This is a genomic window from Streptomyces sp. PSU-S4-23, from assembly GCF_055632315.1.
This window is the reverse complement of record NZ_JBVMUU010000002.1, coordinates 8,219,075-8,242,477: the sequence shown is the minus strand read 5'-3', so window position 1 is coordinate 8,242,477 and position 23,403 is coordinate 8,219,075. Positions and strand designations below refer to the sequence as shown.

Genomic DNA, 23,403 nt, shown 5'->3' with positions numbered 1-23,403 from the left:
TCGGACATGCGGCCCTCGGGCCGTGACACGGCCGCCGCCTCCGCGCCGTCCCCGAGCGCCAGGCAACTCCCTTGCCGTGTCCCAGGACGGCCCCTACCTTGGTTTTGTGCCGCCAATAAACAAAGTCCGCCCGCACAGCGCCGTGCCGGACGGCGACCTGACCCGGCTCCGCCTCGCCCTGACCGCCTTCTTCGCCCTCGACGGCTTCGTGTTCGCCGGCTGGGTCGTTCGCATCCCCGCCATCAAGGACCGGACGAACGCCTCCGCCGGCGCCCTCGGCCTCGCCCTCCTCTGCGTCTCCGCGGGCGCCGTGGTCACCATGACGCTCACCGGCCGTCTGTGCCGCCGTCACGGCAGCCATCCCGTCACCGTGGTCTGCGCCGTCCTGCTGTCCCTGAGCGTCGCCCTGCCGCCGCTCACCCGTTCCGCTCCCGAACTCGGCGCGGCGCTGCTGGTCTTCGGCATGGCGTACGGCGGCATCAACGTCGCCTTCAACAGCGCCGCCGTCGACCTCGTCGCCGCGCTCCGGCGGCCGATCATGCCCGGCTTCCACGCGGCGTTCAGCCTGGGCGGCATGACGGGCGCCGGGCTCGGCGGGCTGGTCGCGAACTCCGTGTCCCCCCTGCGGCACCTCCTCGGGCTCACCGTCCTCGGCCTGTCGGTGACCGCGGTCGCCGGGCGCTGCCTCCTGCGCCTGAGGCCGCCGGTGCCGCCGGGACCGTCGGCGCCCCCTGACCGGGTACGGCCGCCCGGCGAGCGCGCACCGCGCCGCCCGGACCCCCGTACCCGGGGTCTGGTGACGGTCTTCGGGCTGATCGCGCTCTGCACGGCGTACGGCGAGGGTGCGCTGGCGGACTGGGGGGCCCTGTACCTGGAACAGGACCTCGGGGCGCATCCGGGTGTGGCGGCGGCCGGCTATTCCTGCTTCGCACTGGCCATGGCGCTGGGGCGGCTCGGCGGCACGGTCCTCCTGGAACGGCTCGGGCCGATGCGCACGGTCGTGTCGGGCGGCGCCACGGCGGCGGCCGGGATGCTGCTCGGCTCGCTCGCTCCGTCGGTGTGGGCGGCACTGCTCGGCTTCGCGGTCACCGGTCTCGGCCTCGCCAACATCTTCCCGATCGCCGTGGAGCGGGCCGGCGCGCTCGCGGGTCCCGGCGGGGTCGCCGTCGCCTCGACGCTCGGCTACGGCGGCATGCTCCTCGGCCCGCCCGCGATCGGGTTCATGACGGACTGGTACTCGCTGCCCGCCGCGCTGACGAGCGTGGCGGCGCTGGCCGCCCTCGCCTCGGCGATCGGACACGGGGTGCGCCGCGCGGCCGCCGTCCGCCCGTGATCAGCCCTTCTCGCCCGGCTCGCCCGTCGAGAACTTACCCTCCCAGACCGCCTTCGCCCCCGAGTCGCCGATCCGGTACGCCTGGACGACCGCGCCGACGCTCGCCGCCAGGGCCAGCACCACCACCACGATCCGCACCGGAACGGAAGCGGCCAGCCGGGCCGTGGTGGAGGCCCGGCCCCCGGTGGGGCCTCCCCCGGCGGGACCGCCGACCGCATCCTCACCGTAGGGCCGTCGGCTGGCGGCGCGGCCCAGCCACCACACGACGACCGCGAGCACCACGAGGGCGATGACCCAGGGGGTCAGCCCCTCTCCCATCTCGGCATGATCCTCCACCAGCGGGGTCTCCTTCACCCGCTCCTCCAGCCACTCGCCGGATTCGGTGGTCAGCACCACCAGGGCGAGTGCGACCAGGCCCAGCGCGGGAAGCATCCACCCGAGCCGGCGCGCCATCGCGGGCCACACGGCGCAGAGGACGAGCGCCAGCGCCGTCAGCGGAACCAGCACGACCGCGCCGTGGACGAAGAGAGGGTGGCCGGGGAGGCCGTTGATCAGCCCGACGCTCACGGGGGTCTCCTTCGACGACTGTGCCGGGCAGCTCCGGCCGGAACACCTACTCTTCCCGGATCCCGCACCCCGCCTGCGGCAGCCGCGCGGGGGTGCGCACGGATGGAGCAGGCCGACAAGACCGACCGTGGCACCACCACCCGGTGGCCGGCGGGCCCGGACGTACTGCACCGTTGATCCACGCGGGCCCCCGCCCCCTCTCCTGCGCGGCCGCCCCATGCGGCACACTCACCCCATGGAGACCGCCGAGTTCATCGAGGCCCTGGACCGGGACGGCCGGCTGCTGGCCGACGCGGCCGAGGAGGCGGGGTGCGACGCCACGGTGCCGACCTGCCCGGAGTGGCAGGTGCGGGACCTGCTTCGGCACACGGGTATGGTGCACCGCTGGGCGGCGGCCTTCGTCGGCGAGCGGCGCACCTCGTCACACCCCGGCGGCGGCCTGCCGGACCTGGACGGCGCGGAACTCGTGGCCTGGTTCCGAGAGGGCCACCGCCACCTCGTCGGTACCCTCTCCCACGCCGAGGCCGACGTACAGTGCTGGCACTTCCTGCCGGCGCCCTCGCCGCTCGCCTTCTGGGCCCGGCGGCAGGCCCATGAGACCGCCGTGCACCGGATCGACGCGGAGTCGGCGCGCGGCGGCACACCCACCGCAATCGCCCCGGACTTCGCGGCCGACGGCATCGAGGAGCTGCTGCGCGGCTTCCACGGCCGCTCCAGGAGCCGGGTGCGCAGCGAGGAACCGCGCGTGCTGCGGGTGCGGGCCACGGACGCCGACGGCGCCGTGTGGACCGTACGCCTGTCGGCCGAGCCGCCCGTGACCGAAGCGGGCGATGCCGCGGACGCGGACTGCGAGGTGACCGGGCCCCTCGCCCAGCTGTATCTGTCGCTGTGGAACCGGGCGCCGTTCCCGCGCGTGACAGGCGACGCCTCGGTCGCCGGCCTGTGGCGCGAGAAGTCCGCGGTGGTCTGGGCCTGAGCACACGGGGAGAGTCCGCCAGCCGGCCGGCATCCGCGCCGGCTCCGGCTCAGTGCGCCCTGCCGGGCATGCTGCTGATCGGTGCGGCTGCGCGGTGGTCGCCCGCTCGCCTCGGGAGCAGACGGAGGCGGAGCCGGTGGCGGTCCGCGACTGAGTGCGCCCGGCGGGTCGGTTGCCGCGCCGGGCACACGCCTGTTTGACTCGGTGCATGGAGAACCACGCGGGACGTCCGCTCCCGTCCCGCAGGCGGCGCACTCAGGCCGAGCGGGACGCCCTCACCGTCGAGATCGGATACGCGCTGTGCAGCGCGGTGTTCGCAGCGGCCCTGGCGTTCGGGGCCGTGGCGGGGCCCGCCTTCGCCTTCGACCTGTCGGACGGAGCGCGGCATGCGCTGGTCGCCTCGGCAACCACCGCGGCCTGCGTGCTCTTCGCCGCCCGCGTCATCAGCGTGCTGGTGCGCTTCGGGCGGGGCGCCGGGGCTCAGCCCAGCCAGCCCGGCCGCACCAGCCCCGACTCGTAGGCCAGGACCACGAGTTGGGCCCGGTCGCGGGCGCCCAGCTTGACCATGGTGCGGCTGACGTGGGTCTTGGCCGTGAGCGGGCTGACGACCAGACGCCGGGCGATCTCGTCGTTGGACAGCCCCATGCCGACCAGGGCCATCACCTCCCGTTCCCGCTCGGTGAGTTCGGCGAGCGACGCGGCGGCCGCAGGCTCCTTCGAGCGGGCCGCGAACTCGGCGATCAGCCGCCGGGTCACACTCGGTGACAACAGGGCGTCCCCCGCGACCACCGCCCGTACGGCACGCAGGAGTTCCTCCGGTTCGGTGTCCTTGACGAGGAAACCGGAGGCGCCGGAGCGGATCGCTTCGAAAACGTACTCGTCCAGCTCGAAGGTGGTGAGCATGACCACCTTCACATCCTCCAGGGCCGGGTCCCCGGTGATGCCGCGGGTCGCGACGAGCCCGTCGACCAGCGGCATGCGGATGTCCATCAGCACGACGTCGGGCCGCAGTTCGCGCACCTTGCGCAGCGCCTCGCCGCCGTCGGCGGCCTCCCCGGCCACGCCGATGTCCGGCTGTGCGTCGAGCAGCGCCTTGAACCCGGCCCTGACCAGGGACTGGTCATCGGCGAGCAGTACGCGGATCACCGGTCCTCCTTCCTGTCCTTGCCGTCCTCCGGTGACTCCTCGGACGACACCGTCAACGGCAGTACGGCCAGCACCCGGAACCCGCCGCCGGGGCGCGGGCCCGCCTCGATGGTGCCGCCGAAGGCCGCGGCCCGCTCCCGCATCCCGGCCAGGCCGTTGCCGCTGCCGCCCGCGTCGGCTCCCGTCGGGGGCCCGTCGTCGTCGACACACAGGCGCAGCGCGCCGTCCGCGCAGTCGACGCGCACCCGCGCGTGCCGCGAACCGGAGTGCCGTACGACATTGGTGAGGGCCTCCTGGACGATACGGAACGCCGCGAGGTCGGCACCCGGCGCGAGCCTCGGCGCCGCCCCGTCGACCGTGACCGTGAGCCCGGCGCCGGCCGCCTGCTCGACGAGTTCCCCCAGCCGCCCGAGTCCGGGCGCGGGCGCACGCGGCGCGTCCCCGGGCGCCCGGAGTGTGTCGAGGACCTGGCGCACCTCCCCGAGCGCCTCCTTGCTCGCCGCCTTGATGGTGGCCAGCGCCGTGCGCGCCTGTTCCGGGTCGGAGTCGAGCAGCGCGAGGCCCACGCCCGCCTGGACGTTGATCACGGAGATGCTGTGGGCCAGCACGTCGTGGAGTTCGCGGGCGATGCGCAGCCGCTCCTCGTCCGCGCGCCGCCGCGCGGCCTGCGCCCGTTCGGCCCGCTCGCGCGCCCACTGCTCGCGCCGGATCCGCACCAGTTCCGCCACCGCGACGACGGCCACCACCCAGGTGGCGGTGATCAGCTCCTGCCCCCAGGAGGCGGCCGGGTCACCGGGCGGCGGAAGCCACCGGTACAGCCAGTGCGACACCAGCACGTGCCCGGCCCAGAACATCCCGCCGGCCGCCCACACGGCCGTGCGGTGCCCGGCGACAAGGGCGCTGAAGCAGGCGACGGCGACGGTGAGGAAGACGGGGCCGTACGGATATCCGGCGCCCAGGTAGACCATCGCGGCCCCGGTCGTGACGAACACGACGGGCACGGGATGCCGCTGCCGCCACAGCAGGGCCCCCGAGGCCACCAGGAGCAGCAGATGCGCGACGAGGCCGAGGTGGGCGCGCTCGCCCCGCTGATCGTGCGCGGCGGCATGCGAGCCGACGGTCACGAAGGCGGTGAGCAGCACCGTGGAGCGCCAGGGGAGGCGGGAGCCGTGGGGCTCGTCGCGCCGCCGGTTCCACCACGGTGGCCCGGGCCACCGCCGGGCCACGTCCGTGTGCTGCTCCTCCATGGACTGCACGCTAGACGCTGCCGGCTGCGGCCGACGTCGCCCGGGCGAGGTGATCACACATACTCCCCGGGGAGTACGCCCGTGCCCGCCCGCGCGGCGTGCGCCACGGCCACGCGGCCGGCGGCGCGCTAGGAGAACACCAGGCCGACGCCGTGCGCGAGTTGCGCCGCCGCGTGCCGGAAGAACGCCTCGCGGTCCTCCACCACCCTGTTGAACTGCCCGAACAGCTCGAACCCGACCAGTCCGTACAGCTGCGCCCAGGAGGCGACCAGGGCCGTGACCACCTCCGGCGGCAGGTCGGGCGCCAGGTCGGCGGCCATGCGCCGGGCCTCGGGCTGCAACTCGGCGGGCAACGGGGTACGGGCCACACCCCGCCGCCGGTGGGCGTCACGCACGATGCCGATCAGAAGCAGCCCCACGCGGGACGCGGCCGGGATGGTGGTCTCGGGCGCGGAGTACCCGGGGACGGGCGAGCCGTAGATCAGCGCGTACTCGTGCGGATGCGTCAGCGCCCACGCGCGCACGGCCTCGCACACGGTGACCCACCGCCGCGCGGGGGCGATGTCTCCGGCCTTGGCGTGCGCGGTCTCGGCGGCCTCGCCGAGTGAGTCGTAGGCGTCGATGATCAGCGCGGTGAGCAGGTCGTCGCGGCTGGGGAAGTAGCGGTAGAGCGCGGAGGAGACCATGCCGAGTTCGCGCGCGACGGCCCGCAGCGAGAGCCTGGCGGCGCCTTCCGCGGCGAGCTGCCGGCGCGCCTCGTCCTTGATGGCGGCGGTGACTTCGATCCGGGCGCGGGCGCGGGCTCCTCGTACTGTGGTCATGAAGGCAGTGTGACATGAAATCGGAGCAGTGCACACAAAGGAGAGCGCTGCTCTGCGAAAAGAGCGGCGCTCACCGGCGACCACCAGCACCCACCAGGCCCTACTCGAGAGCCCGTCGCATACCTACCACCCACGCGCCGTTCGCTCGCCGCCACCGAAACCGAGAGCGCCGCACGCGATCGAGAGCACCGCTCTTGCTTTGGAGCACCGATCTCGCGCATACTGCTCTCAACCGAGAGCACTGCTCACACTTTTCCGCCAGGAGGACGGCTCCCATGTCCACGCACGTTCAGAAGCCCGGCTGGTTCACGGTCAACGTCCTCAACCGCGCCGTGGCCTGGATGACCCGCCGCGGCATCAGCGTCTGGGGCTCCCGCGTCCTGGCGGTCCGCGGCCGCAAGAGCGGCCAGTGGCGGACCACCCCCGTCAACCTGCTGACGGTGGACGGCCAGGACTATCTGCTCGCCCCGCGCGGCCATGTCCAGTGGACCCACAACATGCGCGCGGCCGGCGGCGGCGAACTGCGGCTGGGCAAGCACGTGGACGTGTTCACCGCCACCGAGGTCGCCGACGACGACAAGGTTCCGCTCCTGCGCGCCTATCTCAAGCGCTGGAAGGCCGAGGTCGGGGTCTTCTTCAACGGAGTCGGTCCCGATTCGCCGGACGCCGACCTGCGCCGCATCGCCCCCGACCACCCCGTCTTCCGCATCACGGTCACGAGCTGACCGTGTCGCCCGCGGCCCCGCGGTCCAGCATGGACAGGGCGCGCTGGGCGATGGGGCGGGTACGGACGATCTCCCCCAGGGTCGTGGCGCCCTGGGTGATGTCCTTGAACGCCTTCCAGGCGGGGCGGAAGCCGGTCAGCGCCGCGTGGAAGAGACCGGGCCGGCGCTCGAACACGGTCAGCAGGCGCTTGCCGACGCTCATCTCGACGCCCAGGCCGGCCTTGACGGCGAACGCGTAGTTCAGCGCCTGACGGCGCGTGTCCACGGCGTCGTGCGCCTCGGCGATCCGAACCGCCCACTCCCCCGCCAGCCGTCCGGACCGCAGCGCGAACGAGATCCCCTCGCGGGTCCACGGCTCCAGCAGCCCCGCCGCGTCCCCGCACACCAGCACCCGTCCCCGCGACAGCGGAGAGTCGTCGGCACGGCAGCGCGTCAAGTGCCCCGACGAGATGCTCGGTTCGAAGCCAGCGAGGCCGAGCCGGGCGATGAAGTCCTCCAAGTACCTCTTGGTCGCGGCGCCTTCACCACGGGCGCAGATCACACCCACCGTGAGCGTGTCCCCCTTGGGGAAGACCCAGCCGTAGCTGCCGGGCATCGGTCCCCAGTCGATGAGCACCCGCCCCTGCCAGTCCTCGGCGACGGTCTCGGGGACCGGGATCTCCGCTTCCAGCCCCAGGTCGACCTGGTCGAGCTTCACGCCGACGTGCGCTCCTATCCGGCTGGCGCTGCCGTCCGCGCCGACCACGGCCCGGGCCAGCAGCGTCTCACCGCCCTGCAGCACAACGGCGACCGTGCGCCGGTCGGGCACCGCCGAGCCGTGCTGCTCGACGCGCGAGACCGTCGCGCCCGTACGCAGTTCCGCGCCGGCCTTCTGGGCGTGCTCGACGAGCTGCTGGTCGAACTCCGGGCGGTTGACCAGCCCGAACAGCATCTGCCGGGAGCGGCGGGTGCGGGTGAAGCGACCGTTGTTCGAGAAGGTGACCGCGTACACCCGGTCGCGCAACGGCAGCTCGAAGCCGGGCGGCAGGGCATCGCGTGAGGGACCGATGATGCCGCCGCCGCACGTCTTGTAGCGGGGCAGTTCCGCCTTCTCCAGCAACAGCACGCTGCGTCCCGCGACCGCCGCCGCGTACGCGGCCGAGGCCCCCGCGGGCCCCGCGCCCACCACGACCACGTCCCACACCCGCTGCACGCCGTCCGCCGAAGAGTTCTCGCTGCTCACGATGGTCTACTGCTCCCGATCAAGCCGCCTGCCGCACCTGTCTCCCGCATACTACGGCGGGTATCGCCGCAGGCCGCTGTGGGAGGATCGGCTCGGTACGCGCTCCGCACACCAGGAGGCGCCTCCACCCCGCAGGACCCTGCACACAGAAGTACTGACCGGTACACCGTCGCACCCACAAGGAGCGTGCCCATGTCGTCGAATCCGATCGCCGGGACCGTCGCCTCGCTGATACCCCGGGCGAAGGAAGAGCTCACCGAACTGGTGGCCTTCAAGTCGGTGGCGGACTTCGACCAGTTCCCGAGGAGCGAGAGCGAGGGCGCCGCGCGCTGGGTCGCCGGCACGCTGCGCGCCGAGGGCTTCCAGGACGTGGCGGTGCTCGACACCCCGGACGGCACGCAGTCCGTGTACGGGCATCTGCCCGGCCCGCAGGGCGCGAAGACGGTTCTGCTGTACGCGCACTACGACGTGCAGCCGCCGCTCGACGAGTCGGCGTGGGCCACTCCGCCCTTCGAGCTGACCGAGCGCGACGGGCGCTGGTACGGGCGCGGCGCGGCCGACTGCAAGGGCGGCCTCATCATGCATCTGCTGGCATTGCGCGCGCTCAAGGCGAACGGCGGCGTGCCCGTGCACGTCAAGGTGATCGTCGAGGGCTCGGAGGAACAGGGCACGGGCGGTCTGGAGCGGTACGCCGAGGAGCACCCGGACCTGCTCGCGGCGGACGCCGTCGTCATCGGCGACACGGGCAACTTCCGCGTCGGCCTGCCGACCGTCACCTCGACGCTCCGCGGCATGACCCTCGTCCGCGTGCAGGTCGACACCCTCGAAGGCAACCTGCACTCCGGCCAGTTCGGCGGGGCCGCGCCCGACGCGCTGGCCGCGCTCATCCGCGTACTGGACTCGCTGCGGGACGAGGACGGTTCGACGACCGTGGAGGGGCTGGCCCGCGAGGCGCGGTGGGACGGCCTCGAGTACGACGAAGGGCAGTTCCGCGACGACGCCAAGGTGCTCGACGGGGTCGAGCTGATCGGTTCCGGCTCGGTCGCCGACCGCCTCTGGGCGCGCCCCGCCGTGACCGTCCTCGGCATCGACTGCCCGCCGGTCGTGGGCGCGACCCCGTCCGTGCAGGCGAGCGCCCGCGCACTGGTCAGCCTGCGGGTGCCGCCGGGGGTGGACGCGGCGGAGGCGAGCAAGCTGCTGGAGGCCCACCTCCGGACGCACACGCCGTGGGGCGCCCGGGTGACCACGGAGCAGGTCGGGCAGGGGCAGGCGTTCCGCGCGGACACCTCCAGCCCGGCCTACACGGCGATGGCGGAGGCGATGGCGGTCGCCTATCCGGGCCGGCGGATGCAGCACGCGGGCCAGGGCGGCTCCATCCCGCTGTGCAACACCCTCGCGTCGCTGTATCCCCGGGCGGAGATCCTCCTCATCGGACTGAGCGAGCCGGAGGCGCAGATCCACGCGGTCAACGAGAGCGTGTCCCCCGACGAGCTGGAGCGCCTGTCGGTGGCGGTGGCCCTGTTCCTGCGCGCCTACGCGGCCGGCTGAGACGCTCTGCCCACGCTCTGCCCACGCTCTGCCCACAGCCAAGGCCCGTCACCGGCGGGCGAGGGGCCTCCTAGGGTCGTCCCATGGACGTCGTCGAGCTGCTCCCCCGTCTCCACCTCCTGCGTTTCCCGGTCGGCCAGGCGTATCTCTGGCGCGAGGCGGACGAGTTGACGCTCATCGACGCCGGGCCGCGGGGCTCCGGTGAGGCGATCGCCCGGGCGATCGCCTCGCTCGGACTGTCTCCCGGGGCCGTGCGGCGGATCGTGCTCACCCACTTCCACGAGGACCACGCGGGTGGGGCGGGCGAGGTCGCCGCACTGAGCGGCGCCGAGGTGCTGGTCCATCACGAGGACGCGCCCATGGTGCGGGGGGAGGCCCCGGGCCCCCCGCCGGTCCTGGAGGAGTGGGAGCGGCCGATTCACGCGGAGGCGACGAGGCGTCTGCCCCGGGGCGGCGTCGTACACCCGAAGAGCGTCACGGAGCTGTCCGGCGGCGACGTCCTCGGCTTCGGCGGCGGCGCCCGCGTCGTCCCCGTCCCCGGACACACGCACGGCAGCGTCGCTGTGCATCTCCCGGAGCACGGTGTGCTGTTCGCCGGGGACGCCGTGGCCGCGTCTCCGGTCGACGGCGCGGTGATGCTCGGTGTGTTCAATCTGGACCGGACCGAAGCCGTCGCCTCCTTCCGCCGGCTGGCGACCCTCGACACGGACGTGGCCTGCTTCGGCCACGGCGATCCGGTCGTCGGGCGCGCCGCGGCCGCACTCCGGGCTTCGGCGGACAGGTACGCCGCCCGGCCCTGACGATGGAGACCATGTCCCACGTGCGCGCGTGGCCGCCCGCAGCGACACCGCAGCGACACCGCAGCGGCACTCACCGTGGGGCGAGCGGCCGGGCGGCATCCCGCGCACCGCCGCCGGGATCATCACCCGGTACGTGTCCCTGACCGCCGCCATGGCCGGCTTCAGCGGCCGGCTCCGGGAGGAGAGCCGGCCGACACCGCACCGTACGAGGCGCTCCGGGTGGCCTACAGGAGTTCCACCCGCTCCGCGTAGTGGCAGGCGACCGGGTTGCCGGCGCCGCGGTCGATCAGCTCCGGGACCTGTTCGACGCAGGCCGTGCGCGCGCTGTCGGTCAGCCGGTTCGCGAACACGGGGCAGCGCGTGCGGAAGCGGCAGCCGCTCGGGGGGCGGATCGGGCTCGGTATGTCGCCCTGGATCACGATGCGTTTCCTGGACCGTTCCTTGCGCGGGTCGGGCAGCGGGATGGCCGAGACGAGGGCCTGGGTGTAGGGGTGCGCGGGCCGGGCGAAGAGCTCGCGCGCCGGGGCGATCTCCACCAGGCGGCCCAGGTACATGACGGCGACCCGGTCGGCCACGTGCCGCATCACCGACAGGTCATGGGCCACGAAGAGGAAGGACAGTCCGAGTTCGTCCTGCAGGTCCTTCAGCAGGTTGAGGATGCCCGCCTGGATCGACACGTCCAGGGCCGACACCGGTTCGTCCAGGACGATCACTGCGGGGCGCAGCGCCAGCGCGCGGGCGATCCCGATGCGCTGGCGCTGGCCGCCGGAGAACTCGTGCGCGAAGCGGTTGCCGTGTTCGGGGTTGAGCCCGACCAGGCGGAGCAGTTCGCTCACCTCCTCGGGCGCGCCGGGGCCGTACCGCCCGTGGATGCGGAGGGGTTCGGCGACGATCTCGTGCACGGAGATCCGCGGGTCCAGGGAGGCGTACGGGTCCTGGAAGACGATCTGCAACTCGCGCCGCAGTGGCCGCATCCGGCGTCTGCTCAGGCCGGTCAGGTCGCGGCCCCGGTAGTGGACCCGGCCCGAGGTCGCCTTCTCCAGGCCCAGCAGCGTGCGGGAGACCGTCGTCTTGCCGGAGCCCGACTCCCCGACCAGGCCCAGGGTCTCGTTCCCGTACAGGTCGAAGGACACCCCGCAGACGGCGTGCACATCGCCCACCCGTCTGCGCACCACGCCGCGGGACATGACCGGGAAGTGCTTGACCAGGTCGCGGACCTGGAGGACGGGCTCGCCGCTGCCGCCGTGGCCGGGGAGCGGGGGCAGCGGGGCGGCGGTCTGCGCGGGCGCGCTCATGGGGAGTCCTCCTCGGGGGTCCCGGTGGGGGTCGCGTCGGCGAAGCGGGCCAGCGCCTCGGAGTCGGCGCCCACCGTGTCGAAGACCTGCCCGGCGCCGGTGCCGACGAGGTCGTCGGCGAAGTGGCAGGCGCTGAGGTGGCCGTCGTGCCCGGCCGGGCGCAGCGGCGGCTCGTCGCTGTCGCAGAGGTCGCGGCGCAGGGGGCAGCGGGGGGCGAACGGGCAGCCGGGCGGCAGGTTCAGCAGCGAGGGCGGCGATCCGTTGATCGGGGTGAGACGCTCCTCCTCCCGGTCCAGCCGGGGCAGCGAGCCGAGCAGGCCGAGGGTGTAGGGCATGCGCGGCGTGTAGAAGATGTCCTCGACCGAACCCGTCTCCACGATACGGCCCGCATACATCACGGCGACCCGGTCGGTGTGGCCGGCCACCACGCCGAGATCGTGGGTGATGAGGACGAGGGCCGCTCCGGTCCGTTCACGGGCCGTTTCGAGGGCGTCGAGGATCTGCGCCTGCACGGTGACGTCCAGGGCGGTGGTCGGCTCGTCGGCGATGATGACGTCCGGGTCGTTGGCGATGGCGATGGCGATGACCACCCGCTGGCGCATGCCGCCCGACAGTTCGTGCGGATAGCTGTCGACGCGGCGTTCGGGGCCGGGGATGCCGACCGTGCCCAGCAGCTCGACCGCGCGCCTGCGGGCCGCCCGGCCGTTGAGGCCCGGGTGGTGCCGTTGCAGGGTCTCGATGATCTGGTAGCCCACGGTGTAGACGGGGTTGAGCGAGGTCATCGGGTCCTGGAAGATCATCGCGATACCGCTGCCGCGGATCTCCGACAGCCGCGCGTCGGACAGCCCGAGCAGTTCGTTTCCCTCGAACCGCACCGAGCCTCGTACCCGGGCGCCGGTCGGCAGGAGTCCCATCACGGCCATGGCGGTGACGGACTTGCCGGACCCGGACTCGCCGACGATGCCGAGCGATTCGCCCCGGCCGAGGCGGTAGCCGACGCCGCGGACGGCCCGCACGATCCCGTCCTCGGTCGGGAACTCCACGCCGAGGCCGTCGACGTCCAGGACGGCGTCCGTGGCGGCGCCCGTCCGGACGCCCTCACTGCTCGTGGTGGTCACTGTCGCACCCTTTGCTGCCGGGGATCGAAGGCGTCGCGCAGCCCGTCACCGATGAAGTTGATGGTCAGGGCGATCGCGATGATGAAGGCGCCGGGGATGTAGAAGAGCCACGGGCGAGTGTCCACCGCCGTCTGCGCCTGGGCGACGAGCAGGCCGAGGGAGGTGTCGGGCGGCTGGACGCCGAAGCCGAGGAAGGACAGGGCGGTCTCGGTGAGGATGCCGGTGGCCACCAGTACGGTGGCGTTGACGATGATCGGGCCGAGGGCGTTCGGCAGCAGATGCCGGACGATGATCCGCGCATCGGAGGCTCCGAGCGCGCGTGCCGCCTCGACGAACTCCTTCTCGCGCAGCGACAGCACGGTGGAGCGCACGACCCGGGAGACATAGGCCCAGGTCAGTCCGGCGATGACGAGGGCGATCCAGTACCAGGAGCCGCCGCTGCGGGAGGAGATGACCAGGGCGATGGCGAACAGCGGCAGGGTGAGCACGAGATCGGCGATGCGCATCATGACGGCGTCGACGATGCCCCGGTAGAACCCGGCGACGGCGCCCCAGACCGCGCCGGCCAGGGTCGAGCCGAGCGCGATCAGGATGGCGATCTTGAGTGAGGTCTGGGTGCCGCGCATGACCTGGGCGTAGGCGTCGTATCCGGAGGAGTTGGTGCCGAACGGATGCTTCCAGCTGGGCGCCTGGGAGTTGTCGGAGGTGTACTTCTGGTACGAGTAGTGCCACAGGTGCGGGCCGATGAACGCCCAGAGCACGATCAGCGCGAAGACCACCAGGCTGATCATCGCGGCACGGTGGCGTACGAAGCGGCGCAGGACCAGATGGGTCTGGCTGCGCTGCCTGACGGTGAACTCGTGCTCGGCACGGGGCTGTTGGGTGCCCGCGGACCCCGGTGCCTCGATGTCAGTCATAGCGGATCCTCGGGTCGAGTACGGCGTAGAGCAGATCGGCGACGAGGTTGAACCCGATGACGACCACGGCGGACAGCAGCAGCCACGCCATCGTCCGGTAGACGTCGACGGTGGTGGCCGCCTGGACGAGCATCTCGCCCATGCCGTGCCACTGGAAGATCGTCTCGGTGACCACGGCGCCGCCGAGGATGATCGCGATGTCGAGGGCGGTGACGGTGGTCAGCGGGATGAGTGCGGTGCGCAGGGCGTGCCGGGTCATGACCTTGCCGCGGCGCAGCCCCTTGGCGCGGGCGAGCCGGACGTAGTCGCTGTCCAGCACCTCCAGCATGGAGGCGCGGGTGTAGCGGGTCCAGGAGGCGAAGGAGACCAGGGCGAGGGTGACGGTGGGCAGGACCAGGTGGCCGACGCGGTCGCTGAACCGGTTCCAGGTGGTGTCGACGTCGAGGTACGGGGACTTCTCGCCGATCGTGCCGAGGAACTGGCTCCCGGTGTTCTCGTTGAACCAGATCCCCGCCTGTTTCAGCAGCACGGCGAACCAGAACACGGGCATGGCGAGGAACAGGAAGCCGAGGAAGGTGATGAGGTAGTCGGCGGCGGAGTACTGGCGGATCGCGCTGAACACGCCGAACAGCACGGCCAGCAGCAGGGCGAGGACCATCGCGGCGGCGACCAGGGTGACGGTCACCCGGAAGCGGGTGAACAGGTCGTGCCCGATGTCCAGGTTGGCCTGGACGGACGGGCCGAAGTCGCCGTGCAGGACCCCCGTGATCCAGTTCCAGTAGCGCTCGGCGACCGGTTGGTCGGCGTGGATGTGCCGGGCGAACGCGGCGACGGCTGCCTTGCTCGGGGCGGGCTGGCGTGATGTGGCGAAGTTGGCGACGGGATCGCCGGAGTTGACGACGACGAGGAACACGATGAACGTCGAGACGATCAGGACGGGTATGGAGACGAGAATGCGGCGCACGGTGTAGGCGAACATGCGGTCTTCTCTCGGAGGCCGTCGGGATGCCGGCCGGTGCGGGATGGCGTCCGGTGGCGGCCCGGCCCCGGAGTCACCGGGGCCGGGCTCTTGCACCTGTGCGGGGGAGCGGGCTGACGCTTCGCGCCCCCGCTCGACGGGGCTACTTCTTCAGGCCCCACTCGGCGGTGTTGTACGGCGGGCCCACGTTCGTGGCGTTGTCCCGCATGTTCACGAACCGGGTCTGCACCGCGAGGAACGTCGGCTTCTGGTACAGCGGCAGGACGTAGGCGTCCTTCGCCATGATGGTGTCCGCCTGGTTCAGGAGCGTGGCCGCCTTGGCGGCGTCGGTCTCTCCCACGGCCTCGGCGACCAGCGTGTCGACCTGCTTGTTGCTGTACCCGCCGTAGTTGCCGCCGCCTCCGGTGACCCAGTTCTGCTGCGCGTTGGCGCTCGGGAACGGGGAGGCGACCCAGGCGAAGACGATGATGTCGTACTGGTGTCCGGTGAGAACCGTGCCGAGGTCGGCCGCGCCGATCGGCTTGATGGTGACCTTGATGCCGAGGCTCGCGAGGTCGCTCTGCAGGATCTGGCACTCGCTCTGCCGGATCTGGTTGCCGGTGGTGTAGCGGCAGTTGAAGGGGCCGACGGTCTTGCCGTCCGGGGTCTTCAGCGCCGTTCCGACTCCGCCGAACCCGGCGTCGGTCAGGTACTTCCTGGCCTTGGCGAGATCACCCGAGCCCTGCCCCGTACCGGTGACCAGGTCCTGGTAACCCGCCTGCCCGGGAACGTAGTTGTGGCTGCCGAGCTGCTTCACCTTCGGATCGAACTGGCCGACCGTCTTGGCCACGATGTCCTTGATGCTGATGGCCGTGAACATCGCCTGCCGCAGCGCCGTGTACTTGCCGATCACCGGATTGCGCAGGTTGAGGTCGAAGTGCTCCCAGGTCAGCCCGGAGCCGATGGTGTACGTGACGTTCGGGATGTCCTTGATCTGCTTGACCAGGTCGACCTCGGGCTGCGGGTAGATCCCCTGCACCTCGTTGTTGCGCAGAGCGGTCGGCTCCTGCGTGGCGTCCGTGATCACCTTGAAGACCAGCCGTTGCAGGGTCGGCTTGTGCGCGCCCCACCACTTGGGGTCGGGGACGTATGTGGCGTGGTCGTTGTCCGTCCAGTCCTGCATCCGGTACGGGCCTGCCGTCGGGTACTTGCTGGGCGGGGTCTTCTGGAAGTACTGCCAGCCCTGCGTCATCTGGGCGGCCGTCATATGGGCGGCGTCACCGGCCTTGGCGCCGGAGAGCTTCTCGGCGACGTGCGCCGGGTACAGCGGGTAGCCCGCGCCGAACAGCTGCTTCCAGTCGGAGAACGGCTTGTCCATCACGACGGTGACGGTCTTGCCGCCGTCGGAGCCGGTGACCGACCTGATGCGGTCGTAGCCGGCGGTGCTCTGCGGCAGACAGCCCTTGGTCTGCGTGGAGTCGCTCGCCGGAGGCGGCGGACAGTCCTTGCCGTTGTTGGTGCGCCAGTAGTAGACGAAGTCGTCGGCCGTGATCGGCGTGCCGTCGTTCCACGACGCCTTCGGGTTGATCTTGTAGACGAAGGTCTGCGGGCTGGTGCTCGTCTGGGTCGCCGAGGTCACCAGGTCGGTGTTGAGGGAGACGGTGAAGTCGGGCTGGGGGACGAAGACCTGGGGCAGGACGACCCCGAGGGCCTCGCCGTTCTCGAAGGTGTTGCCGTTGGAGTCCTGCACGTTCCACTGCTGGATGTTCTTCTCCAGCGTGTAGGTGAACGAGCCGCCGGACTTGGTGGCACCGGAGTTGCAGGTGTTGGCCTTGCCCTGGGTCCCGCAGGACGAGAGTCCTGCTGAGCCGCTCGCGTGGGAACCGTTTCCACCGCTGCTGCTGCAGGCGGCCAGGGCCAGGGTGAGCCCGGCGGCGAGCGCGAGGCCCCGGGTGAGGGCCGATGAGTGTGCGCGCATGTCCCTCCTTCGACCGGAGGTCGATCCGGCTTGTCAGGGCGGCGGATGGCCGCCAGAGAGATGAGCTGCGCCCTTACCGTAAGGCGGTTCGGAGCCTGCGCACGGTTCCCGATTCATACCGGGCCGGCGTCAATTCGGCGTACTTTGTCTCTAGGAACCACACATGCCGGGCAAAGCCGGGACCATGCCGGCGGCGTCGGACACACCGTCGATCTCACGCGCCATCAGGGCTTTCGGGTGCGGCCCAGCCGTGCGGTACACCCGCCTCCAGGTAAAGTGCCGCGCCTCGTTCGCGGGCCCGCAGCGCCCAGCGGAGCCGTGCGTAGCGCACGGGGGGAAGGAGATGGGCCGCTTCCTCCTCGGTGACGAACCGCCAGTCGCGCAGCTCGGGCCCGGGCAGCAGGAGGCGGCCGGCTTCGCCGCTGTCGAGGCGTCCGCCGTCGAAGAGGAGGCGCAGGCCGCCGTAGCCGGGCGGCGCGGGCGGCTCCCAGTCCACGACGAGGAGCCGGGGGACCTCCTCCAGCGTGACGCCGGTCTCCTCGGCGACCTCGCGCATACCCGCGCGGGCGGGGGCCTCGCCGGGTTCGACGACACCGCCGGGGAACTCCCAGCCGGCCTTGTAGGTGGGGTCGACGAGCAGCACGCGGTCCTGCTCGTCGAAGAGGAGCACACCGGCGGCGACGGTCTCCGCGGTGGGTTCCGGGGTCTGCACGATGTCGCAGACGGGCACGTCGCCGCTGCGGACGGCATCGGCGATCCTCAGGGCCGTCTCGTACGGGGTGAGGGCGCTGGTGTCCACGGGGTGCGCGTCGGCGGCGAGCCAGGCGGCGAGGGCGGCGCGATAGGGCTCGATGTGGTCGTACGACCACTGGCGGACCCGCATCTCCCCGTCGGGGAGGTCGGGCGGGACCTCCCGGCCGGCTATCCGCTCGCGCAGGATCGTTTCGGCCGGGGCGAGAAGCACATGGCGTACGGGGATGCGCCGGGCGGCGAGACCGCCGAAGATCTCGTCGCGGTACTCCTGGCGCAGCAGGGTCATCGGAACCACGAGGACACCGCCGAGTTCGCCGAGCATCGCGGCGGCGGTGTCGATCACGAGCCGTCGCCAGATCGGCAGGTCCTGGAAGTCGCCGGCCTCGGCGAGGCGTTTGGGCGGCAGCAGGTGCGCGAGCGCTCCGCCGATGACCTCGGGGTCGAAGAGCGCGCTGTTCGGGATCAGTTCGATCAGTTCCCGTGCGGTTGCCGTCTTTCCCGCACCGAACGCACCGTTGATCCAGACGATCACGGTTCCCCCTCTTCTGTTGGCCCCCTGTGGCTTGCCCGCTCCAGCCTGCCACGGAAACCCGGCGCTGATGAGGGCGCGTGGGACGGCCGGCGCGCCGCGGCGGCGGCCAGGAAGATCGCCGGCGTCGAGGCGGGGACGTTCGGCCGACCGGCGAACGACGGTCGGCAACGGCCGTGTTCGGCTTCAGCAGTCGAACACCGACCAGCAGACGCCGTTGCGCAACCTCTGGTCATCGAGCACGAGGTCGCGGATCTCCTCCGGGAGCTGGTCGCGCTGCCACCGGCACTCGAGTCGCCCCGCGGCCCCGCTCAGGGTTTCCGGTGCGGCGGCACGCGCAGCCTTGATCGCGTAGGCGGCCGCGCCGAGTTCGTGCGCGGCGACGTGGGCGACGGCCCCGGCCTGGCCGGCGGCGTACGCGGCATGCCGTGCCGCCCCACGCAGGTCCCTGGCCGCCCCCATCGCATGTCCGCCCGCCGCGCGAGCCTGCATCATCCCGACCTCGCCGCGCGCCCAGGCCCGGGCATGCTCGATCGCCTGGCGCGGTCGCGGGTCCCCGGGCCGGGCCGACTCGAACAGGCCGAGGACGTGCTCCGCACAGGAGGCCGCCCACAGAGCGAGGAGACGGTGATCCGCATCAGTGAGGGTCCCACCACGGCGGATCGTCACGAAGCGAGGGTCCCGCACCTTCGGCAGGATCACGACGTACACCCGTCAACCACCTGGCGCAGGGAACGGTCCAGGGTGCTCATCAGCCGCGTGACCCGATTGCCGCCGCTCGGCGCGGGCGGGTAGCGGCGGAGCACATCGATGAGCACCGGTGTCGCGCGCCGCCGCGACCGCTCCAGCAGCGCATCCCCGATCGCGGGGTCACCGCCCGCCTCCAGCTCCCCGATGCGCGCAGCGCTCGCGGAGGCTCGCAGGATATGGCCGACCTGACCGGCCCGCGCGATGGGGTGCAGATACGCGGCCGATGCGGCGTCGCCGGCGGATCGCGCGGCCAGCCGCGCGGTTTCCGAGGGTGCGCACCTGGCGGCTCGATGAGCGTCGAGGGACGCGACGCGCTGCACTTTCGTCCTGTCTGCGCCGTCGATGAACGCCCAGGCCGCCTCGACCGCCGCACGGGGGCGCGGATCACCGGGAACAGCCTGCTCGAAGACCGGCAGGACGTCCTCCGCGTGCCGAACCACGTAGCGGGCCACAACGCGCAGTTCGTCCATCGTCAGGTCGAAGTCGCCGGACACGGTGTGTGTGCTCTGTCCCATGTCCCTGAATCGTATCCTTGAACGCCCGGTGGAGACTTTGCGCCCGTTCACCCGCCCACCCGCGTCGAAACCCTCAACCGGAGGTCATGTGCGGCCCGTGGACCTGGCTCGTCGGCACGGCCTGTCCACGCAGGCGGTCCGCAACTACGAGGACGCCGGCATCATCCCGCCCGCTCACCGTGGCCGGACGGGGTACCGGGACTACACCGCCACCCATGCCGCCGGCCTCGCGGCCTACCTGGCGCTCGTCCCTGCCTTCGGCCACTCGACGAGCCGGCGCATCATGCGTGCCGTCACCGGCGGCCGGCTCGACGAGGCACTGGAGTGCGTCGACGACGGGCACGCCCTCCTGGCTCGCGACCGCAGCACGCTGCGAACCGTCGAAGCGGCGCTCTCGCATCTCGGAGCCGCCACGCCGGACGCGGCGACCGGCGCCCGGGCGCCGTACAGCATCGGTGAACTCGCCCGCCGTCTCGGGCTCGACCCGGCCACCCTGCGCACCTGGGAACGCGCCGGGGTCCTCACCCCGCGACGTGACCCGCGCACCGGGTACCGCCAGTACCTCGCACGGGACGTGCGCGACGCCGAACTGGCGCACCTGCTGCGCCGGGGAGGCCAGAGCCTGAGCGCCATCGCCACCGTCCTCGGAGAACTCCGCGACGCCGGCAGCCCCGAAGCGCTGGCCAGGACGCTGGAGGGGTGGCGGCGCGACCTCACGTCCCGAGGAACGGCCCAGTTGTACGCAGCCGGTCAGCTCTCCGCCTACTGTGACGCCTTGGACCGATCCGCGAGAGCCGGCTGACCCCTGGGGCACCACTGTCGCGTGAGGCGACGTTCGGGCCCCCGGGCGGGCGGCCCCGAAGACGCACCGCCGCGCGCCGGTGGGCCCGGTGGGCCCGGCGGGTCGATCGGCCGGCGGACGGCCGTGGACCCGTCCGGGCTCGCCGAGGGCGAGGCGTTTCGCTTCGTGGTGTCGCCGGGCCGCGCGGGACCGCGTTCGCCACGAAGCGCGGCGACGACGGCCGGGTGACGGCCGGGGCGGCGCATCCGGCTGGATCGCCCCGGCCGGCCGTCAGCCGTTGTGCCCCGACACGTCCTCGTCCATCGCGAGGCTGTCCTGGCCGAGGGTGTGGTCGACGGTGCTCAGGGTGTCCCTGACGTTCAGATCCCCGATCCCCTCGTGGTCGGCGGCGTGGGACGGAGTGACGGCGGCCACGACGAAGCCGGTGGCGAGGGAGGCGATGGCGAGCATGCTGCGCTTCTTCATGCCCCGTTCAACTGCGGAATCCGCCGAGGGTCACGCACGGTGCTGCGCGGATGCCGGCCCCGCTTCACAACGCCGCCTCGAACGAACATGACCGCGCGTCGTCTACGCCAAGGGGCTCGGCGCGCACGCCGAGAGCGACATCGCGTACTTCACGGGCGGGGTGTGCGAGACGGTCACGGCGGACGTCGGCGTGGACGACGAGAAGGGCGGAGCCGGCACGGTCGCCTTCGAGGTGTGGGCGGACGGCACGAAGGCCGCCTCCACCGGGGTGCTGACCAACGCGATGCCCGCGCAACCGCTCAGCGCGGACGTGACGGGTGCCCAGGTGGTCCGCCTCGTCGTCACCGACGGGGGCGACGGCATCGACTCGGACCACGCCGACTGGGCGGAGGCGAAGCTGAGTTGCTGAGCGCGTCGACGCGCTGTCCCCGGCGCGATCCCGCGCCGGGGACGCCTCCTGCGCGGGTGCCACCCCTGCCGGGCACGTCCCCGGACACGAGGCGGCGGCCCGCCGCGCCGGACACACCCCCCACGACCGCCGCCCGGGTGCACCCACGGCCCTGCCTCCGGTGGCCCGGCCGCGTCGCTCAGGTCGCGGCGTTCGCCGTCGGCGTGCTCTCCCGGCCGCGCAGGGCCGCCGCGGCCGCGCCCACCAGGCCCGCGTCCGTGCCCATCAGTGCGGGCGCCACGGTCAGGCGCTGCACGAAGGAGAGAGTGGCGTAGCCGGCCAGGGCCTTGCGCAGCGGCGCGAGGAGGATGTCGCCGGCCTTGCCCACTCCCCCGCCGACGACCGCGATGTCGATCTCGACGAGCGTCGCGGTCGCGGCGATGCCCGCGGCCAGCGCCTGGGCGGCCCGCTCGAAGGACGCCACGGCGACCGAATCGCCCGCGCGGGCGGCGGCGGCCACCGCGGCCGCCGAGGTGTCGCCGTCGGGGCCCGGCTGCCAGCCGCCCTCCAGCGCACGGCGCGCGATGTTGGGCCCGCTCGCGATGCGCTCCACGCAGCCGCGGGAACCGCACGGGCAGGGGTCGCCGTCCAGGTCGACGCTGATGTGCCCGATGTGGCCCGCGTTGCCGGTCGGACCGGGATACAGCCGCCCGCCCAGGACCAGCCCGCCGCCGACGCCCGTGGAGACCACCATGCACAGCGCGTTGTCGTGGCCACGGGCGGCGCCCTGCCAGTGCTCGGCGGCCGTGATGGCCACTCCGTCGCCGATCAGCTCCACGGGCAGGCCGCCCGTCGCCGCCCGGACCCGCTCGACCAGCGGGTAGTCACGCCAGCCCGGTACGTTGACCGGGCTCACCGTGCCGGTGGAGGCGTCCACCGGGCCCGCGCTGCCGATGCCGACGGCACGCGCCCTGCCCCAGAGGGAGGAGCGGGTCAGTTGCCCCATCACTTCGTCCACGGCCCCCATCACGGTGTCGCCGTCCTCCTGTGCGGGCGTCGCGCGCTGCGCGCGCACCAGGATCCGGCCGTGGCCGTCCACCAGCGCTCCGGCGATCTTGGTGCCGCCGATGTCGAGCGCGGCCACGAGGTCGGTGTGCATCAGTGTCAGATCTCCCAATGCCGAGTTGTAGCGGCCCCGACGTCCGGCGGCGCCGCAGCGGGGTCCGAGCCTCCGGCCGGGGAAGGGCAGGGGGCGCCTCTGGGGGAAGGCGCAGGCCGGAGATTGCGGTGGACAGTCTCCCGTGCATCTGACAACGTTGTCCAGGCTCTATGCTCGACGCCACATCCTCATACAACCCCGTGGACCGCCGCATCCCCGTGGACGACAGGACAGGACAGCGCATCGTGCCCCAGACCGGCCGCCGGCCCGAGAACCGCTACGGCAACCGTCCCACCATGAAGGACGTGGCAGCGCGCGCCGGTGTGGGACTGAAGACGGTCTCCCGCGTGGTCAACGGCGAGCCCGGTGTCACCCCGGACACCGAGCGCCGGGTGCAGGAGGCCATCGACGCCCTGGGCTTCCGCCGCAACGACAGCGCGCGGGTGCTGCGCAAGGGCCGCACCGCGAGCATCGGCCTCGTCCTGGAGGACCTCGCGGACCCCTTCTACGGGCCGCTGAGCCGCGCCGTCGAGGAGGTCGCCCGGGCCCACGGCGCCCTGCTGATCAACGGTTCCAGCGCGGAGGACCCCGACCGCGAGCAGGAGCTCGTGCTGGCGCTGTGCGCACGACGCGTGGACGGCCTGGTGATCATCCCGGCCGGTGACGACCACCGCTATCTGGAACCCGAGATCAAGGCGGGCGTCGCCACGGTGTTCGTGGACCGCCCCGCCGGGAGGATCGACGCCGACGTGGTGCTGTCCGACAGCTTCGGCGGCGCCCGCGACGGGGTCGCCCACCTCATCGCGCACGGCCACCGCCGGATCGGTTTCATCGGAGACATGCCGCGCATCCACACCGCGGCCGAGCGGCTGCGGGGCTACCGGACCGCCATGGAGGACGCCGGCATACCGGTCGAGGACTCCTGGATGTCCCTGGGCGTCACCGATCCGGAGCGGGTGCGGTGCGCCGCCGAGGAGATGCTCGCGGGCCCCGCCCCCGTCACCGCCATCTTCGCGGGGAACAACCGCGTCACCGTCACCGTCGTCCGCGTCCTGGCCGGGCACCACCGCCCCGTGGCTCTCGTGGGCTTCGACGACATCGAGCTGGCCGACCTTCTCAAGCCGGGGGTCACGGTCGTCGCCCAGGACGCCGCCGCCCTCGGCCGCACGGCGGCCGAACGCCTCTTCCGCCAGCTCGACGGCACGCTCATCACCCCGGAGCGCATCGTGCTCCCGACGCGGCTGATCACCCGCGGCTCGGGCGAGCTGCCACCGGCCGACTGAACGCGGGCCATCGCACCGGGTGTCAGCACACGCGGGCCGTCACACGCGGGCACCGCACGGGGAACACCCGCGCCGCGAGCCGCGCCCGGCGCCGGAGTCCCGCGCGGC

The 23,403-nt window shown here is 72.6% G+C and carries 23 protein-coding genes and 1 pseudogene; 9 read left to right on the top strand and 15 right to left on the bottom strand.

The window, feature by feature from the left end; all coding sequences use genetic code 11:
• Positions 1-142 precede the first annotated feature (142 nt).
• The gene (locus ACZ79I_RS37240; protein ID WP_471505466.1) at positions 143-1,333 is read left to right on the top strand and encodes an MFS transporter; all 1,191 of its coding nucleotides are present in this window, start codon (positions 143-145) and stop codon (positions 1,331-1,333) included.
• Here ACZ79I_RS37240 and ACZ79I_RS37235 read toward each other — a convergent pair whose 3' ends face one another.
• Entirely contained in the window at positions 1,334-1,900 is a 567-nt protein-coding gene (locus ACZ79I_RS37235; RefSeq protein ID WP_471503816.1) for a DUF2231 domain-containing protein, read from the bottom strand.
• A 235-nt stretch (positions 1,901-2,135) separates the two neighbouring features.
• On the opposite strand from ACZ79I_RS37235, the gene ACZ79I_RS37230 reads away from it, so the two are divergent.
• Both ACZ79I_RS37230 and ACZ79I_RS37225 read left to right on the top strand, forming a co-directional pair.
• Complete coding sequence (locus ACZ79I_RS37230; RefSeq protein WP_471503814.1) at positions 2,136-2,876, top strand: maleylpyruvate isomerase family mycothiol-dependent enzyme; 741 nt, start codon at positions 2,136-2,138, stop codon at positions 2,874-2,876.
• 208 nt (positions 2,877-3,084) lie between these two features.
• Entirely contained in the window at positions 3,085-3,396 is a 312-nt protein-coding gene (locus ACZ79I_RS37225) for a DUF6332 family protein (protein WP_471503812.1), read from the top strand.
• Here the strand turns inward: ACZ79I_RS37225 and ACZ79I_RS37220 are convergent.
• From ACZ79I_RS37220 to ACZ79I_RS37210, 3 genes are all read right to left on the bottom strand, one after another.
• A complete protein-coding gene (locus ACZ79I_RS37220; protein ID WP_471503810.1) occupies positions 3,357-4,022 on the bottom strand; it encodes a response regulator in 666 nt (221 codons plus the stop codon). The genes ACZ79I_RS37225 and ACZ79I_RS37220 overlap by 40 nt on opposite strands.
• Positions 4,019-5,269, bottom strand: coding sequence for a sensor histidine kinase (locus ACZ79I_RS37215; RefSeq protein WP_471503808.1), 1,251 nt, complete (start codon positions 5,267-5,269; stop codon positions 4,019-4,021). The genes ACZ79I_RS37220 and ACZ79I_RS37215 overlap by 4 nt, the downstream gene beginning before the upstream one ends.
• A gap of 128 nt (positions 5,270-5,397) precedes the next feature.
• Positions 5,398-6,090 (bottom strand): TetR/AcrR family transcriptional regulator, encoded by a 693-nt coding sequence (locus ACZ79I_RS37210; RefSeq protein ID WP_471503805.1) that lies wholly within the window; start codon positions 6,088-6,090, stop codon positions 5,398-5,400.
• A 275-nt stretch (positions 6,091-6,365) separates the two neighbouring features.
• On the opposite strand from ACZ79I_RS37210, the gene ACZ79I_RS37205 reads away from it, so the two are divergent.
• Positions 6,366-6,815, top strand: a complete 450-nt coding sequence (locus ACZ79I_RS37205; RefSeq protein ID WP_471503803.1) for a nitroreductase family deazaflavin-dependent oxidoreductase — start codon at positions 6,366-6,368, stop codon at positions 6,813-6,815.
• Here the strand turns inward: ACZ79I_RS37205 and ACZ79I_RS37200 are convergent.
• Positions 6,805-8,037: a geranylgeranyl reductase family protein gene (locus ACZ79I_RS37200; protein WP_471503801.1), complete on the bottom strand. Its 1,233-nt coding sequence runs from the start codon at positions 8,035-8,037 to the stop codon at positions 6,805-6,807. The two genes, ACZ79I_RS37205 and ACZ79I_RS37200, sit on opposite strands and share 11 nt — an antisense overlap.
• A 192-nt stretch (positions 8,038-8,229) precedes the next feature.
• Here ACZ79I_RS37200 and ACZ79I_RS37195 point away from each other — a divergent pair, with 192 nt between their 5' ends.
• Positions 8,230-9,585 carry a M20/M25/M40 family metallo-hydrolase gene (locus tag ACZ79I_RS37195; RefSeq protein ID WP_471503799.1) on the top strand — a complete coding sequence of 452 codons (1,356 nt, stop codon included), beginning with the start codon at positions 8,230-8,232 and terminating at the stop codon, positions 9,583-9,585.
• Between the two features lie 83 nt (positions 9,586-9,668).
• The gene (locus tag ACZ79I_RS37190; RefSeq protein ID WP_471503797.1) at positions 9,669-10,385 is read left to right on the top strand and encodes an MBL fold metallo-hydrolase; all 717 of its coding nucleotides are present in this window, start codon (positions 9,669-9,671) and stop codon (positions 10,383-10,385) included.
• A gap of 224 nt (positions 10,386-10,609) precedes the next feature.
• Here the strand turns inward: ACZ79I_RS37190 and ACZ79I_RS37185 are convergent, their stop codons facing one another.
• From ACZ79I_RS37185 to ACZ79I_RS37150, 8 genes are all read right to left on the bottom strand, one after another.
• Positions 10,610-11,680: an ABC transporter ATP-binding protein gene (locus ACZ79I_RS37185; protein WP_471503795.1), complete on the bottom strand. Its 1,071-nt coding sequence runs from the start codon at positions 11,678-11,680 to the stop codon at positions 10,610-10,612.
• A complete protein-coding gene (locus ACZ79I_RS37180; RefSeq protein WP_471503793.1) occupies positions 11,677-12,798 on the bottom strand; it encodes an ABC transporter ATP-binding protein in 1,122 nt (373 codons plus the stop codon). Before ACZ79I_RS37180 ends, ACZ79I_RS37185 begins: the two co-directional genes overlap by 4 nt.
• A complete protein-coding gene (locus tag ACZ79I_RS37175; protein ID WP_471503791.1) occupies positions 12,795-13,715 on the bottom strand; it encodes an ABC transporter permease in 921 nt (306 codons plus the stop codon). The genes ACZ79I_RS37180 and ACZ79I_RS37175 overlap by 4 nt, the downstream gene beginning before the upstream one ends.
• Complete coding sequence (locus ACZ79I_RS37170) at positions 13,708-14,694, bottom strand: ABC transporter permease (RefSeq protein ID WP_471503789.1); 987 nt, start codon at positions 14,692-14,694, stop codon at positions 13,708-13,710. The genes ACZ79I_RS37175 and ACZ79I_RS37170 overlap by 8 nt, the downstream gene beginning before the upstream one ends.
• Before the next feature lie 142 nt (positions 14,695-14,836).
• Positions 14,837-16,651, bottom strand: a complete 1,815-nt coding sequence (locus ACZ79I_RS37165) for an ABC transporter family substrate-binding protein (RefSeq protein ID WP_471503787.1) — start codon at positions 16,649-16,651, stop codon at positions 14,837-14,839.
• A 214-nt stretch (positions 16,652-16,865) separates the two neighbouring features.
• The gene (locus tag ACZ79I_RS37160) at positions 16,866-17,936 is read right to left on the bottom strand and encodes an NUDIX hydrolase (RefSeq protein WP_471503785.1); all 1,071 of its coding nucleotides are present in this window, start codon (positions 17,934-17,936) and stop codon (positions 16,866-16,868) included.
• 183 nt (positions 17,937-18,119) lie between these two features.
• The gene (locus ACZ79I_RS37155; protein WP_471505464.1) at positions 18,120-18,635 is read right to left on the bottom strand and encodes a putative immunity protein; all 516 of its coding nucleotides are present in this window, start codon (positions 18,633-18,635) and stop codon (positions 18,120-18,122) included.
• The gene (locus tag ACZ79I_RS37150; protein WP_471503783.1) at positions 18,632-19,198 is read right to left on the bottom strand and encodes a putative immunity protein; all 567 of its coding nucleotides are present in this window, start codon (positions 19,196-19,198) and stop codon (positions 18,632-18,634) included. The genes ACZ79I_RS37155 and ACZ79I_RS37150 overlap by 4 nt, the downstream gene beginning before the upstream one ends.
• A gap of 97 nt (positions 19,199-19,295) precedes the next feature.
• Here ACZ79I_RS37150 and ACZ79I_RS37145 point away from each other — a divergent pair, with 97 nt between their 5' ends.
• Positions 19,296-20,000, top strand: a complete 705-nt coding sequence (locus ACZ79I_RS37145; RefSeq protein ID WP_471503781.1) for a MerR family transcriptional regulator — start codon at positions 19,296-19,298, stop codon at positions 19,998-20,000.
• Positions 20,001-20,270: 270 nt separating this feature from the next.
• On the opposite strand, the gene ACZ79I_RS37140 is transcribed toward ACZ79I_RS37145, so the two are convergent.
• The gene (locus ACZ79I_RS37140; RefSeq protein ID WP_471503779.1) at positions 20,271-20,465 is read right to left on the bottom strand and encodes a hypothetical protein; all 195 of its coding nucleotides are present in this window, start codon (positions 20,463-20,465) and stop codon (positions 20,271-20,273) included.
• A 97-nt stretch (positions 20,466-20,562) separates the two neighbouring features.
• On the opposite strand from ACZ79I_RS37140, the pseudogene ACZ79I_RS37135 reads away from it, so the two are divergent.
• Positions 20,563-20,874: pseudogene (locus tag ACZ79I_RS37135) on the top strand (NPCBM/NEW2 domain-containing protein); the annotation flags it as partial.
• 178 nt (positions 20,875-21,052) lie between these two features.
• On the opposite strand, the gene ACZ79I_RS37130 reads toward ACZ79I_RS37135, so the two are convergent.
• Positions 21,053-22,012, bottom strand: a complete 960-nt coding sequence (locus tag ACZ79I_RS37130) for an ROK family protein (protein ID WP_471505462.1) — start codon at positions 22,010-22,012, stop codon at positions 21,053-21,055.
• 170 nt (positions 22,013-22,182) lie between these two features.
• Here ACZ79I_RS37130 and ACZ79I_RS37125 point away from each other — a divergent pair, with 170 nt between their 5' ends.
• The gene (locus ACZ79I_RS37125) at positions 22,183-23,295 is read left to right on the top strand and encodes a LacI family DNA-binding transcriptional regulator (protein WP_471503777.1); all 1,113 of its coding nucleotides are present in this window, start codon (positions 22,183-22,185) and stop codon (positions 23,293-23,295) included.
• Positions 23,296-23,403: the final 108 nt, after the last annotated feature.